This is a genomic window from Kutzneria sp. NPDC051319 (assembly GCF_040682195.1).
In the GTDB taxonomy this organism is placed as follows: Bacteria; Actinomycetota; Actinomycetes; order Mycobacteriales; family Pseudonocardiaceae; genus Kutzneria.
Map to the genome: position 1 here is coordinate 18,222 of NZ_JBFBAM010000074.1, position 12,820 is coordinate 31,041.

Annotated in this window: 12 protein-coding genes; 6 read left to right on the plus strand and 6 right to left on the minus strand. The window is 71.3% G+C overall.

The genetic code is table 11. The features are described from left to right. Window positions 1-30: 30 nt before the first annotated feature. From AB0M73_RS41175 to AB0M73_RS41185, 3 genes are read right to left on the minus strand one after another with little or no spacing between them, the layout of a single operon-like run. The gene (locus tag AB0M73_RS41175) at window positions 31-441 is read right to left on the minus strand and encodes a (deoxy)nucleoside triphosphate pyrophosphohydrolase (RefSeq protein ID WP_363903490.1); all 411 of its coding nucleotides are present in this window, start codon (window positions 439-441) and stop codon (window positions 31-33) included. Window positions 442-443: 2 nt separating this feature from the next. Then, complete coding sequence (locus AB0M73_RS41180; RefSeq protein ID WP_363903493.1) at window positions 444-1,796, minus strand: ATP-binding protein; 1,353 nt, start codon at window positions 1,794-1,796, stop codon at window positions 444-446. Further along, window positions 1,793-2,500 (minus strand): response regulator transcription factor, encoded by a 708-nt coding sequence (locus AB0M73_RS41185; protein WP_043719143.1) that lies wholly within the window; start codon window positions 2,498-2,500, stop codon window positions 1,793-1,795. Before AB0M73_RS41185 ends, AB0M73_RS41180 begins: the two co-directional genes overlap by 4 nt. A 275-nt stretch (window positions 2,501-2,775) precedes the next feature. Here AB0M73_RS41185 and AB0M73_RS41190 point away from each other — a divergent pair, with 275 nt between their 5' ends. The 6 genes from AB0M73_RS41190 to AB0M73_RS41215 all read left to right on the plus strand — a co-directional run bounded on the left by AB0M73_RS41190 (window position 2,776) and on the right by AB0M73_RS41215 (window position 8,340). After that, window positions 2,776-3,882, plus strand: a complete 1,107-nt coding sequence (locus tag AB0M73_RS41190; protein WP_363903497.1) for a sigma-E factor regulatory protein RseB domain-containing protein — start codon at window positions 2,776-2,778, stop codon at window positions 3,880-3,882. Next, entirely contained in the window at window positions 3,879-4,847 is a 969-nt protein-coding gene (locus AB0M73_RS41195; RefSeq protein ID WP_363903500.1) for an ABC transporter ATP-binding protein, read from the plus strand. The genes AB0M73_RS41190 and AB0M73_RS41195 overlap by 4 nt, the downstream gene beginning before the upstream one ends. Then, window positions 4,844-5,713, plus strand: a complete 870-nt coding sequence (locus tag AB0M73_RS41200) for an ABC transporter permease subunit (protein WP_363903503.1) — start codon at window positions 4,844-4,846, stop codon at window positions 5,711-5,713. Before AB0M73_RS41195 ends, AB0M73_RS41200 begins: the two co-directional genes overlap by 4 nt. 178 nt (window positions 5,714-5,891) lie before the next feature. Then, window positions 5,892-6,551: a DUF998 domain-containing protein gene (locus tag AB0M73_RS41205; RefSeq protein WP_363903506.1), complete on the plus strand. Its 660-nt coding sequence runs from the start codon at window positions 5,892-5,894 to the stop codon at window positions 6,549-6,551. Continuing rightward, window positions 6,551-7,702 carry a histidine kinase gene (locus tag AB0M73_RS41210; RefSeq protein ID WP_363903509.1) on the plus strand — a complete coding sequence of 384 codons (1,152 nt, stop codon included), beginning with the start codon at window positions 6,551-6,553 and terminating at the stop codon, window positions 7,700-7,702. Before AB0M73_RS41205 ends, AB0M73_RS41210 begins: the two co-directional genes overlap by 1 nt. Further along, window positions 7,684-8,340, plus strand: coding sequence for a response regulator transcription factor (locus AB0M73_RS41215; RefSeq protein ID WP_363903511.1), 657 nt, complete (start codon window positions 7,684-7,686; stop codon window positions 8,338-8,340). The genes AB0M73_RS41210 and AB0M73_RS41215 overlap by 19 nt, the downstream gene beginning before the upstream one ends. 200 nt (window positions 8,341-8,540) lie before the next feature. Here AB0M73_RS41215 and AB0M73_RS41220 read toward each other — a convergent pair whose 3' ends face one another. The 3 genes from AB0M73_RS41220 to AB0M73_RS41230 all read right to left on the minus strand — a co-directional run bounded on the left by AB0M73_RS41220 (window position 8,541) and on the right by AB0M73_RS41230 (window position 12,722). Next, window positions 8,541-9,251: a helix-turn-helix domain-containing protein gene (locus AB0M73_RS41220; RefSeq protein WP_363903514.1), complete on the minus strand. Its 711-nt coding sequence runs from the start codon at window positions 9,249-9,251 to the stop codon at window positions 8,541-8,543. 29 nt (window positions 9,252-9,280) lie between these two features. Further along, window positions 9,281-10,498 carry an FAD-dependent monooxygenase gene (locus AB0M73_RS41225; RefSeq protein ID WP_363903517.1) on the minus strand — a complete coding sequence of 406 codons (1,218 nt, stop codon included), beginning with the start codon at window positions 10,496-10,498 and terminating at the stop codon, window positions 9,281-9,283. A gap of 61 nt (window positions 10,499-10,559) precedes the next feature. Then, complete coding sequence (locus AB0M73_RS41230) at window positions 10,560-12,722, minus strand: NB-ARC domain-containing protein (RefSeq protein WP_363903520.1); 2,163 nt, start codon at window positions 12,720-12,722, stop codon at window positions 10,560-10,562. Between the last annotated feature and the right edge of the window lie 98 nt (window positions 12,723-12,820).

Below are 12,820 nucleotides of genomic sequence, written 5' to 3' on the forward strand. Positions count from 1 at the left end.
CGAAAATGTGCGAAGTCTCGTTCGCGCAGGTCAGAGATTTGTCCGAGGGGCCGATCGAACAGTTCCCGCCAGATCCGGAAGGAACAGCAGGTCCGCGTCGAGCCAGGCAACGCCGTCGAATTCGTCGACCTCGACCCATGTCACCGCGCTGTGCTCGACGGCAATCGGCTCGGCGCTTTCGTCCACCAGCGTCGCCGAATAGAGCCGCAACACCATGTCGTCACGGAGTGGCACATCCGGGCCGACACGTTCGCCGGCCCTGACCTCCACACCCAGTTCTTCACGGCATTCCCGGACCACCGCGGCCTCGTCGGACTCGCCGGGCTCCACCCGTCCGCCGGGGAATTCCCAGCGTCCGGCGTCGGCTTTCGGAAACGCGCGCTGCTGGGCCAGCACCTGGCCGTTGCGGATGATCGCGGTGGCTACGACAACCTGGGTCACGCTCAGATCTTGCCCCAGGTCGCCAGGCCCGCGGCCTGCCACCGCACCTCGAACCGGGCGCCGCCCTCCGGCGAATCCGTCACGCGCACGGTGCCGCCGCGCCGCCGCACGGTCTCGGCCACCAGCGCCAGGCCCAGGCCCGCGCCGCCGGTTCCGCGGCCACGGTCGTCCTGCACGCGGTAGAAGCGGTCGAACAGGCGCGTGCGGTGCTCTACCGGCACGCCGGGGCCGTCGTCGTCCACCAGCAGACGCACGGTCGTGCCCGCCGGCAGCACGGTGATGTGGACCTGCACGCGTGCGTACCTCATGGCGTTGTTGAGCAGGTTGTTCAGCACCAGCGCCACTTCCCCCGGGGCGCACAGCACCATGGCCCCCGCGCGCGGGGCGTCGACCCGGATGCGCGGGCCGCCGTTGCCGGACCGGCGCTCCGCGGCGGCGATGGCCGCCGCGCTCACGTCCACGCGGCCCACCGGCTGCGACTCCCCGGCGTCGGATCGCGCGAGCGCCAGCAGGTCGTCCACCAGCGTCGACATGCGTTCCGACTCGTCCGTGACCGCCGCGAGCACCTCTTGCGCGAACTCCGCATCCGGGTGCGCCACCGCGACCTCGGCCTGGGCCCGGATCGACGCCACCGGCGACCTCAGCTCATGCGCCGCGTCCCCCGTGAAACGCCGCAGCCGCTGCACCGCCTCGTCGCGTCGGGCCAGCAAGCCGTTCATGGCCTCGGCCAGCGCGCGCAGCTCGTCGTGCGCCTCCGGCACGGGCAGGCGCTCGCCCATCGGCAACGCCCCCGCGGCCGCGTGCATCCGGCGCACCGGCCACAGCGACCAGCCCACCACGACCCACGTCGCCACGCCGATCAGCAGTGACGCCAACACCGCCGCCACCGACAGCCAGTCCGCGCCCTCGCGTACCGCCTGGTTGTAGCCCACCAGCTCCGCCCCCGCCGCCACCAGCCGTGGCAGGCCCGTCGGGTCGTAGACCACCCGCCCGATCCAGCGGTGCGGCGGGTCGTCGCCGAGGCGCAGCACGTCCATGCCGGACATCAGCGCGTCGACGTCGCGCTCGCTCAGGTTCGGCCGCGGTCCCCCGTCGACCGGCGCTCCCTCGGTGTCCAACACCCTCAGCTGCCCGGTGACCAGCTCCGAACCCACCGGCCGGCCCGCGGCCACCGCCGGCGCGGCAGTGCTCAGCGCGTTGTGCAGCTGCGAATCCGCCGCCCCCACCAGCAGCTCTCCGATCGCCCCGCCGGCCAGGCGGGACAGCACCAGCAGGCAGGCCATCGCGAACATCGTGGCCGACACGGTGATCTTGGAACGCAGCGACCGCCGCCGCCACCAGGAGCGAGGGTTCATCGACGCAACGCGGCATCCAGCTCAGGGGAGCTGGCCATGTAGCCGTGGCCACGGATCGTCCGGACCACGTCACCGGCGCCCACTGCCTCCAACTTCCGCCGCAGGTAGCCCACGTACACCTCCACCGCGTTGCGGGTCGCCGCCAGCTCGTCGCCCCACACCGTTCGCAGCAGCTCGTCCTTCGTGACGACGGCCCCCGCGCGGCTGGCCAGCACCTCCAACACCGCGAACTCCCGTGGGCTCAACGCCACCGGCTCCCCAGCCCAGCGAACCTCCCGGCCCGCCCGGTCGATCACCAGCTCCCCCACCTTCAGCTGCACGGCGGCCGCCTCCGTCGACGCGCCCCGCCGCAGCACCGCCCGCACCTGCGCCACCAGCACCATGAAGGAGAAGGGCTTCACCAGGTAGCCGTCGGCCCCCAGGTCCAGGCCGTCGGCCTGGTCCACCTCGCCGTCCTTGGCCGACACCAGCAGCACCGGCGTCTCCACGTGCTCCGCCCGCATGTGCTGGAGCACCCGGTAGCCCGACAGGCCCGGCAGCATGATGTCCAGCAGCACCACGTCGAAGCTCCCGGTCAGCGCCGCCTTCAGCCCGTTCGGGCCGTCCGCCGCGCACACCACGTCCATCCCCTCGGCCGTCAGTCCGCGTTCCAGCGCCCGACGCACCCCGATCTCGTCATCGACTACGAGCACCCGTGGTCTCACCGGGCCAGTATGGCCAGGGAAAGAGGAGGTCTCAGGGATCTCTCAGCGCCGCGCGCCCCCACGCTCGACCCCACCGCCGGCCCCGGTCACGGGCTTCCCGCAGCTCGGCCGGGTCATCCCCGCGGCCCTCGGTCTCAGCGTTCTCTCAGCGCCCGGCCCCCGAATCCCCACTTCAACCCCCCTCTCTCAGTCTTCTCTCAGCTCCTCAGCCCGGTCTCAGCTGGCCTTGACCAAGCTCGGAGGCGTTCACTTGAACGCAGATGGGAAGGGGAGCCATGAGCGGGAAGAAAGCAGGTCTGGTCGCCGGGGCGGCCGGCGTGCTGGCCGGCGTGGTCGGGCTGGGGGTGCTCGCGATGCCCGCCGGCGCCGGGCCCGCCCCCGTGCTGCCGAAGGTCAGCGCCGAGGAGCTCGTGCAGTCCGTGCTGACGACCAAGTCGATGCCGGCGCTGGCCGGCACCGTCACCGCGACCAACAACCTGGGGCTGCCGTCGGTGCCGGGGCTCGGGCAGGCGTCGCGGTTCCTGGGCAACGGCACGACCAACACCCAGGTCTGGACCGACGGCAAGGGCAAGGGCCGCATCTCGCTGCCCAACGGCACGTCCGAGGAGACCATCGTCTACGACGGCGCGACCGTCTGGGACTGGACCTCCTCGAACAACACCGTGCACAAGGAGACCGGCGGGCCCGACAAGGCGCACCCGGACAAGCCCTCCAGCGGTGAGGTCGCCACCGACCCGGCCCAGGCGGCCAAGCAGATCATCGCGCTGATCAGCAAGGACAGCACGGTGAAGGTGGACGGCACCGCGACCGTCGCCGGCCGCTCCGCCTACGAGGTGGTGCTCGCGCCCAAGCCCACCGAGCGCACGCTGCTGCGTGAGGTGCGCATCGCCGTCGACGCCGAGACGAAGATCCCGCTCCAGCTGAGCGTGCTGGCCAACGGCAACGCGCAGCCGGTCGGGCAGATCGGCTTCTCCAAGCTGGAGATCGGCACGCAGGACCCGGCGCTGTTCACGTTCACGCCGCCGGCCAACGCCAAGGTCGTCACCGGCGACGCCGAGAAGCTGGCCCAGAAGAAGCCTGACGCGGCCAAGAACCTGCCGGAGCCGAAGTTGGTCGGCACCGGCTGGGACACCGTGCTGGTGGAGAAGCTGCCGGCCGGCCTGCTGGGCGACGGCGACAAGACGGCCAAGACCAAGGACGGCCAGACCTTCGACCCGTCCAAGCTGCTCGGCCAGCTCGGCAAGCGCGTGAGCGGGCCGTGGGGCGCCGGCTACCAGGTCAGCACCGCGGTCGGCACCGCGCTGCTCCTGGACGACGGTCGCGTGGCCGTCGGCGCTGTCCCGCAGCAGGTCCTGATCGACGCCCTGGCGAGCGTGAAGTGACCACAACCTCCCTCGTGGAGCCGGGGGTGGGGGCGGCCGTGGCCGCCCCCGCCCTCGCGGCGCGGACTCGGGGACTGCGCAAGACCTACGGCAGCACGGTCGCCGTCGACCAGGTCGACCTGGACGTGCCGGACGGTGCCGTGCTGGGCATGTTGGGCCCCAACGGATCGGGCAAGACCACCACCATCCGCATGCTGCTCGGGCTGGTGCAGCCGACAGCCGGCGAGGTCGAGCTGCTCGGGCATCCGATGCCCGGCGGCGCCCAGATCACGTTGCCGCACGTCGGCGCATTGGTTGAGGGGCCGGGGTTTCACCCGTTCCTGTCCGGGCGGGAGAACCTGCGCCGCATCGCCTGCGCCGAGCCGTTGATGGCCACCTCAGCGATCGCGTCTTCGGTTGACGAGGCGCTGTCCCGGGTCGGTCTCAGCGACGCCGCCGACCGTCGGTACCGGGGGTACTCGCTAGGCATGAAGCAGCGGCTGGGGCTGGCCTCCGTGCTGCTGCTGCCGCGGCGCCTGGTCGTGTTGGACGAGCCCACCAACGGCCTCGACCCGGCCGGAACCCGTGAGATCCGGCGGGTCATCGCCGAGCTGCACGCCGCCGGCACGACCGTGCTCGTCAGCTCCCACCTGCTGGCCGAGATCGAAGCCACCTGCACACACGTTGCCGTGCTGCACAAGGGTTCCGTCGTCGCCCAGGGCGAGCTGGCCGAACTGCTGGAGGCCGGCGCACCCGCGCTGATCGTGTCCACTCCGGACGTCGAGCTGTCCCTGGACTCGCTGCGTGACAACGGGATCGCGGCACGGTCCACTGAGGACGGTCTGTTCGTGGAGTTGATCGGCACCAGCGCGCCCAAGGTGGTCAAGGTGTTGGTCGAGTCCGGGGCCGAGGTGCACGAGGTGCGCCGCCGCCGCACCGGGCTGGAGGAGCTGTTCGCGCAGCTCACCGAGGGGGAAACGCAATGACCGCCGCCGTTGTCGCCCGCCCCGCGCTGGACCGCCCGGTCCGCGCGCCGCTGGGCCGGCTGCTCGTGTCCGAGCTGCGGTGGATCCTGCGCCGGCCGCGCACGATCATCGCCATCGTGCTGCTGTCGCTGGTGCCGGTGCTCATCGGCGTCGGCACCGTCATCGCCGGCAACGCCAACGCCGGCCCCGGCGGTGACGGGCCCGGCTCGCTGTTCACCATCCTCATCGGCAACGGCTTCGTGCTGCCGGTGCTGTCGCTGACCTTGCTGCTGGCCATGCTGCTTCCGTTGCTGGGGGCCATGTCCGCCGCCGACGCGCTGGCCGGCGAGTCCAACCACGGCACGCTGCGGGGCCTGCTCATCGCCCCCGTCAGCCGGGCCCGGCTGCTCGGCGTCAAGGCCTTCGGCGTCGGCACCGTGGTGTTCATCGCCACCGCCGCCGTCGCGCTCGTCGGCCTCGTCACCGGCGTCATCCTCGTCGGCACCGACGGGCTGATCACCTTGACCGGCAACACCCTCAGCTTCGGCGACGCCCTCGCCCGCATCGGGCTGTCCGTCGTCTGGGTGACCTTCCAGGTCTGGGCCGTCGCCGCCATCGCGCTGGCCGTCTCGGCCTTCACCGAGCACCCGCTGGTCGTCATGGCCGCCACCCTGGCCGGGGCCCTGGTGTTCGCCATCCTCACGGTCATCCCCCAGCTCGACTGGATGCAGCCCTACCTGCTCACCACCGGCTGGACCTCGCTGACCGACGTGCTCCGCGACCCCATGCCCTGGGACGGCCTGATCGACAGCACCCTCAAGGCCGCCTGCTACCTGCTCATCGGCCTGTCGGTCGCCTACGCCCGCCTGTCCACCAAGGACGGCTGATTTTTCGCTACGTGAGTGGCTCATTTCGCATTTTCGGCCACCTGAGCCACTCACGTAGGCCCCTGGGCGAAAATGAGCCACTCACGTAAGCGGGGGGTGTGTCCCCCGGGAGAGCTACAGGGAAGTGGGCTCTCGGCGGGGATATCGCGGCTGGCCGGCTGCTCCTAGCGTTTCCGCCGTGAACCTTGGAATCCGCCGCTGGGCGCGCCTGGTCGTCATCGCCAACATCGTGTTCGTCGCCGCCTGGTTGCTGGCGGCCGCCTGGCAGGGCCCGAACTACAGCGTCGCCGCGCACACCATCAGCGACATGTACGCCGACGGGGCGCCGGGCGCGTGGTTTCTGGTGCTGACGTTCACGCTGTGCGGGGCGGCGGTGCTGCTGTTCGCGTTCCGGTCCCTGTGGCCGGCGCTGCGGTCGGCGGGCTGGCCGGCGCGGGCGGGCGTGATCCTGTTGGGGCTGTCCATCTTCGGGCTCGGCGACCTGCTGTCGGTCTTCGAGCAGCAGGGTTGCCGCCTGGCCGACGCCGGCTGCACGCCGGAGGCGCAGGGCGCGACCTTCGGCGGCGCGGCCGATGCCACGCTCAGCACCATCGGGGCGTTCGCGCTGCCGGTGTGCGGAGTTCTCCTTGCCCTGGCGATGAAGCGGTTGCCCGGGTGGCAGTCGTGGTTCCGCCCGACCCTGTTCGCGGCGATCGGGCTGCTGGCGCTGCTCCTCCTGGACGGCATTCTGGGCGGCATGGGCGCGGGCGGCATCGGGGAACGGCTGTTCGCGCTGGGCGGCGCGGCCTGGATCGCCGTGCTGGGCCTCGGTGTGCTCCGCCGGACTACAGTCGCGTGATGCTGCGACGGGCCGTGGATCCGGTGCTCACCTGGTGGCGGGCGCTGGGAATCCTCACCCAGGACGGGATCTTCGCCCTGGTGCTGGCCGCGCTGGCTTTCGCACCCGGCCTGATCGACAACGGCACGGATCTGGCCGAGTTCCCGCACCGCCCGCTGGACGCCCTCGGCATCGCCCTCGGGCTGGCGCAGTGCCTGCCGCTGGTGCTGCGCCGCACGGCCCCGCTGCCCTGCCTGGCGCTGGTCGTCGCCGCGTTCGTGACGGACCAGCTGCTGGCCTACCCGCCCAGTTTCGGCAGCGAAGGCCTGCTGGTCGTGCTCTACACCGCCGGCGCCTACCTGACCGCCCGCTGGCCGCTCGTCGTGGGCCTCGCGGTGTACGTGGCGTTTTGTGTTGTGCTGCACGGAATGGGCTCGCCCGAGCAGCCGGCGCAGTACATCACCTTCTTCCTGATGACGGTGGTGTGCTGGGCGGCCGGCCGGTGGATGCGGTCCTGGCGGGCCGGCGTCGAGGCCCGGCGGGTGCACAGCGCCGAGCTGGCCGTCGCCGAGGAGCGGGCCCGGATCGCCCGCGAACTGCACGACGTCGTCACTCATCACGTGACCGCCATGGTCGTGCAGTCCGACGCGGCCCAGTTCCTGATCCCGACCGCCCCCGACCGTGCCGTCGACGGGCTGGTCGCCATCGGCGACACCGGCCGGCGGGCCCTGGCCGAGCTGCGCACCCTGCTCGACGTGCTCGACGGGGCCCGTTCGACGCCGGTGTCGACCTCGACGGACACCATCGACGAACTGGTCGACCAGGTGCGGTCGGCGGGGCAGCCGGTCGAGTTCACCCAGCGCGGCGACCGGCCGTCGGACACGCCGGACGGCGTTGCCCTGGCCGTGTACCGGGTGGTGCAGGAGGCGTTGACCAACGCGGTCAAGCACGCGCCCGGCCATCGCACCGTGGTCCGACTCGACTATGCGGAGGACGACATCACCGTGTCCGTGCACAACGACCTCGCGGCCGGCCGGTCCCGCACCGCCGACCTGGGCGGCGGACGAGGACTGACCGGGCTGCGCGCCCGCGTCGCGGCGGTCGGCGGCTCGCTGTCCGCCTCGCGTGACGCCGACGGATTCGAGGTGCGGGCTTGTCTGCCGCTGCGGTGATCCGCGTGTTGATCTGCGACGACCAGGAGCTGGTCCGCGCCGGCTACGCCACCATTCTCGCCGCACAGCCCGACATGGCGGTGGTCGGCGAGGTCGGCGACGGCCGGGCCGCGGTGTCCGAGACGCAGCGGCTGCATCCGGACGTCGTGGTGATGGACGTCCGGATGCCGGTGCTGGGCGGCATCGAGGCGACGGCGCTGCTCGCCGGCCCCGGCGTGCCGGATCCGGCCAAGGTCCTCGTGGTCACCACGTTCAACCTCGACGAGTACGTCTACGACGCGCTGCGCGCCGGGGCCAGCGGCTTCCTGCTCAAGGACGCCCGCCCGGCCGACCTGATCGCCGCCGTGCGCACAGTCGCGGCCGGCGAGTCGCTGCTGTCCCCGGCCGTCACCCGGCAGCTGATCGGCCGCTTCGCCGACCGGATCCGCCCGCAGGCCAACCCGGTCGACGGGCTGGCGCCACGGGAGATCGAGGTGCTCAAGCTGCTGGCCGCCGGCCTGTCCAACGCGGAGATCGCCGCCGGCCTGGTGATCAGCCCGGAGACGGTGAAGACCCATGTCTCCCGAATCCTGGCCAAACTCGGCCTGCGCGACCGCGTGCAGGCCGTGGTCTTCGCCTACCGCTCCGGGCTGTGCTGAGGGTTCAGAGCCGAGGAAACCGGGCTCCAGGTCGGTGTTGCGCACGCTGCCGTAGGTTCTGCGCAGCGTGGCGGCGATGTCCTTGTCCAGTGCGGCATCCGCGACGCCCGGCTCCTGGAAGTAGTTCTGGTAGAGGCCATCCCCGGCCGACCACAGTGGCCTGCTTCTCGCCGAGGGGGTGGTGCGGCACGGATTTCTCCTCAGTCATCACGTTTGGCGATGGAGGCCAGCACCAGCTCGCGACGGGCGTTCAACGCGACCATGGCGGCCTCGGCGGTGGCCCGGATGTCCTCGGGGCCGGCGGTTTCCGGCCCCAGCAGGGCGGTCACGGCGGCGGCGAACACCTGGCCCGGGTCGTCGACCGTCACCATGGCCAGCTGCGGCTGGGTGATGGCCGCGGTCACGAAACCCGAGAGCAGGGCCTGCAACGCGTAGGCCTGGTCGTCGAGGGTCCAGTCGGTACGGGCGAGATTGTGCTTGCGCCACACCGGAACCGCGGCGTACATCAGCGAGGCCGGGCCGACCTGGTCCCGCAGCTCGCGGCTGCGGGGGTGGTTGGTGAGCGCGCCGAGCAGGTCGTCGTCCTCGACCTGGAGCGCGCGTACGAAAGGGCGGTCGACCGTGAACCGGACCACCAGCGGCATCAAGCGGCTGGGGCGACAGACCTCGGGATCGGCGACGATCATCTCCGCCAACGAGTCGACCATAGCGATGAAGTCACGGGCGAACAGGCCGACCAGCAGGTCCTCGCGGGTGCTCCAGTGCAGGTACATGGTGCCCTTGGCGACGTGCGCCCGCTCCGCGATCTCCGCGACGGTCAGGCCCTTGACCCCGCGCTTGAGCACCAGCTCCCGCGCTGCGGCCAGGATGCGCGCCGCGCTGCCCGAGTCCTGTTCGGCAAGTGTCGCCATGACCGTCCTCCCATCGCGCCAGCCTGGGATTATGCCCGCGCGATGTCGAATTCCTTCATGCGGCCGGACTTGTTGTGCGTGCGCATGAACCGCAGCACGCTCGACGTCACCGGCATCGACATGCCCTTCATCATCACCCGCCGCACGGTGATCTGCTTGCGGTTGGGCGTGAAGACCGCGGTTTGCTGCACGCCCAAGTGCTGGTAGTAGCTCAGGTACGGCCGCAGCCGGCGTTCCCACTCGGTCAGCGCCCGCGCCACGTCGCCGTGCCGGCCGAGCATGCTGCCGAGCAGGTCCGCGCCGGCCAACCCGGCCGACACGCCCATGCCCGCGTACAGCGTCACGCACCAGGCCGAGTCGCCGACCAGCACGACCCTGCCCTTGTGCCAGCGGTCCATGTGCACCTGCTCGACGGAGTCGAACAGCAGTTCGTCGGTGGTCGCCAACGCCTCCAGCGCCGCGCCGAGCATGTCGCCGGTCGGCCCGGGACCGAAGGCCTTGCGCACGCGGACCGCCGGCGGCTCCGTGAACTCGGCGTCCACGTCGTCGGTCCGGTACCCGAGCAGCACGGTCGGCGCGTGGTCGGCGAACGGGAACACCCACAGCGACCGGTCGGGCTCCAGCAGCGTGCAGCCGTCGTGCAGGGCGAGGCGGTCGAGCCCGCCGGGCAGCTGGAACGCGGCGATCATGTAGTTCAGCCGGCGCAGGTACCGCTCGTCCGGCCCGAAGGCCAGCCGGCGGACCGTCGAGCGCAGGCCGTCGGCCCCGACGACCAGGTCGAACCGCTCGGTGACGCTGGTGCCGTCCTCGGTGTTGCGCAGCGTCACCGTGACGCCGTCGTCGTCCTGGTCGATCGCCGTCGGCACCGTGGCGTAGCGGACCTCGACGTCCGCCGGCAGCGCCTCGAACCCCGCCTGCTCCACGTCGCCGCGCAGCATCAGCCACGGCTCGCCGGGTATGTCCCGGAAACCGAGGCCGTATCGCCATTCGCCGAAGCGGTCCATGTCGTAGGTGACGCCGTCGTACGCCGTCCGGTCATGCAGCCCGTCGAGCATGCCGAGCCGCGCTGCGGCGGTCTTGCCCGCGCCGAACAGGCCCACGAAGTAGCCCCCGGAGCGGCGCTGCGCCGCCTTCTCGATCAGCACGGGCTGCCAGCCGGCGCGCTTGAGCCCCAGTGCGGTCCCGATGCCGCTGATGCCAAGTCCGACGACCAGCGCCCGGCGTCCCTGTTCCGTCTCAGTGGTCATGACTCCAAACTAGACCTACTGACCGGATTCGTCATTCCGTCTATTCTGTTAGCTGCGCCACTCAGCCCCACGGACCCCCGTCCACGGTCGCGGTGCCGGCTTTCAGCAGCTCCAACTGGGATTCGATGCGATCGGCGTCCTCGGTCCGGCGCTGCGTCCGGTACAGGCGCAGCGCCTGCCGCCACGCGGCGCCTGCCCGGTTGTTCTGGTCGAGGGCCCGGTAGGTCTGCCCCAACCGCTCCAGCGTCTCGGCGGTGGCGTAGGTGTCGCCCAGCTCCTGCCGCAGCACGAGGGCCCGCTGGTAGTGCCCGAGCGCCTCGGTGTGGCCGACGGCGGCGGCCATCCGGCCCAGGCTGTCCAGGATCATCGCCTCGCCCGGCCGGTAGTGGTGCGTGCGAAACAGGCTCAGCGCCTGCTCGTACGAGCGCTGCGCGAGCTCGAAGTCGCCGAGCCGGGAGGCGAAGTTGCCGATCATGTTCAACGCGAACGCCTCGCGCAGCGGGCTGTGGCTGACGCGGTAGATGCGCAGCGCGGCAGCGGCATGGCGCAGCGCCTCCACGGTGTCGCCCTGGTGCCCCCACACCCGGGCCGCCGCGTGGTAGGCGGCGGCCCGGTGCGCGTGATTGCCTGTCGCGCCGGCAAAGTGGATCGCGTCGGCGACGAATCTCAAGGCCTGCCGGTGCATCCCGAGCCGCGAGTACGCGTAACCGAGCATCTGGTGCACGATCGACTTCGCCACCGGATCGTCGCTCTCCCGCACAACCTCGTGCGCCAGCTGCCAGATCGTCAGGTCGTGGTGCAGATGCCCGCACGACCAGTGGTAGGCGTGCTGGATCCACGCGAGCTGCCAGACGTGCTGCCGCCAGCCGGAACGATGCGCGAGCTCCTGCACGGCCAGCAGCTGCGAATGCTCGACCTCGAACCACGCCAACGCCTCCTGCCGGCTGCCGAGGGCTGCCGGCTGACAGCCCTCGGTCGCCGGTTCGAGGTCGACCGGCTGGCTGTCCGGATCGAGCAGCTGATCGGCGATGTGGCCGGTGTGCAGGTAGAAGTCGGCCAGCCGGCGCAGCGCGGCCTCGGGGCCGTGCGGGGTCGGCGTCTGCCGCGCCTGCTGGATGCCGTACAGCCGGATCAGGTCGTGCACCCGGAACCGCCCCGGAACATGTTCCTGCACAAGGGAAACCCGCTCCAGCTCGCGCAGCACGACCGCGGCGCCGTCCAGCGGGAGGCCGACCAGGCTCGCCACCGCGGGCAGGCTGAGGTCCTGCCCCGGGGCCAGGCACATCAGCAGGAACGTCTCGGCCTCGCGGTCGGTCAGCGCGGCGTAGGACCACGAGAACACGGCCGACAGGCCGGTCGCCGGATCGTGCTCGTCCAGCACGCCGAGCCGGGTCGCCGCGTCGCGCAGCTCCTCGGCCAGTCGGGTCAGCGTGAACCAGGGGTTGGCCGTGGCCCGGCCGGCGACCACGCCCAGGGCCAGCGGCAGCCCGGCGCAGCTGTCCAGCAGCTCGTTGACGGCCGCCGGCTCGTCGGCGATGCGGGCGGCGCCGAGCCGGCGGGCCAGCATCGAGTGCGCGTCGGCCGCGGACAGGACGTCCATCGGCACGAGTCGAGCGTCGTGCTGCACCAGCAGTCCGACCAGCCGACTCCGGCCGGTGATCATCACCGAACAGTTCGAACTCCCCGGTAACAAGGGCGTGACCTGGGCAATTTCCCGCACATTGTCCAACAGTATGAGCATTCTTTTACCGGCGACCAGGCTGCGGTACAGGCAGGCCATACCATCGATGTCGAGTGGAATTCGCCCAGATTCGACACCGAGTGCCTGAAGGAAGAAGTGCAGAACGGCGTAAGGGGTCTTCGGCTCACCGGCCGCGTCAAAGCCGCGCAGGTCCGCGAACAACTGGCCGTCCGGGAATCGGTCAATGTTCCGATATGCCCAGTCCAGCGCCAGCCAGGTCTTCCCGATGCCGCCCGCGCCGCAGATCATCGCGATGCCCGACCGGGTCAGCGCCGCCGTGAGCAGCCGCGTTTCCCGCTCTCGACCTGCGAACGCGCGCGGCCGCGGCGGCAGGTGGCCGGGCGGAGCCGGCCGGCTGGCGGTCTGTGGATGCAGGTGCACGCCGCCATTGATCTCCCCGGCCTGCACCACGTTGTCGTAAAGACCGGCGGCGACGGTATTGGCGACCGCCGATCCGAGAACCTCATCGATTTCTTTTGACATCAGACACGCCCGGGCGCCGAACAATGGCGACGCCCGCTCCTTCCCCATCCCCAGATCCGAAGGACATCCGGACGCTACCGGCCGCCGAGGGCGACTGT

Bases quoted from the DNA above. Each gene is read 5' to 3' on its own strand.
- AB0M73_RS41180 (WP_363903493.1), bottom strand. From the start codon at position 1,796: ATGAACCCTCGCTCCTGGTGGCGGCGGCGGTCGCTGCGTTCCAAGATC.
- AB0M73_RS41190 (WP_363903497.1), top strand. From the start codon at position 2,776: ATGAGCGGGAAGAAAGCAGGTCTGGTCGCCGGGGCGGCCGGCGTGCTG.
- AB0M73_RS41200 (WP_363903503.1), top strand. From the start codon at position 4,844: ATGACCGCCGCCGTTGTCGCCCGCCCCGCGCTGGACCGCCCGGTCCGC.
- AB0M73_RS41210 (WP_363903509.1), top strand. From the start codon at position 6,551: ATGCTGCGACGGGCCGTGGATCCGGTGCTCACCTGGTGGCGGGCGCTG.
- AB0M73_RS41220 (WP_363903514.1), bottom strand. From the start codon at position 9,251: ATGGCGACACTTGCCGAACAGGACTCGGGCAGCGCGGCGCGCATCCTG.
- AB0M73_RS41225 (WP_363903517.1), bottom strand. From the start codon at position 10,498: ATGACCACTGAGACGGAACAGGGACGCCGGGCGCTGGTCGTCGGACTT.
- AB0M73_RS41230 (WP_363903520.1), bottom strand. From the start codon at position 12,722: ATGTCAAAAGAAATCGATGAGGTTCTCGGATCGGCGGTCGCCAATACC.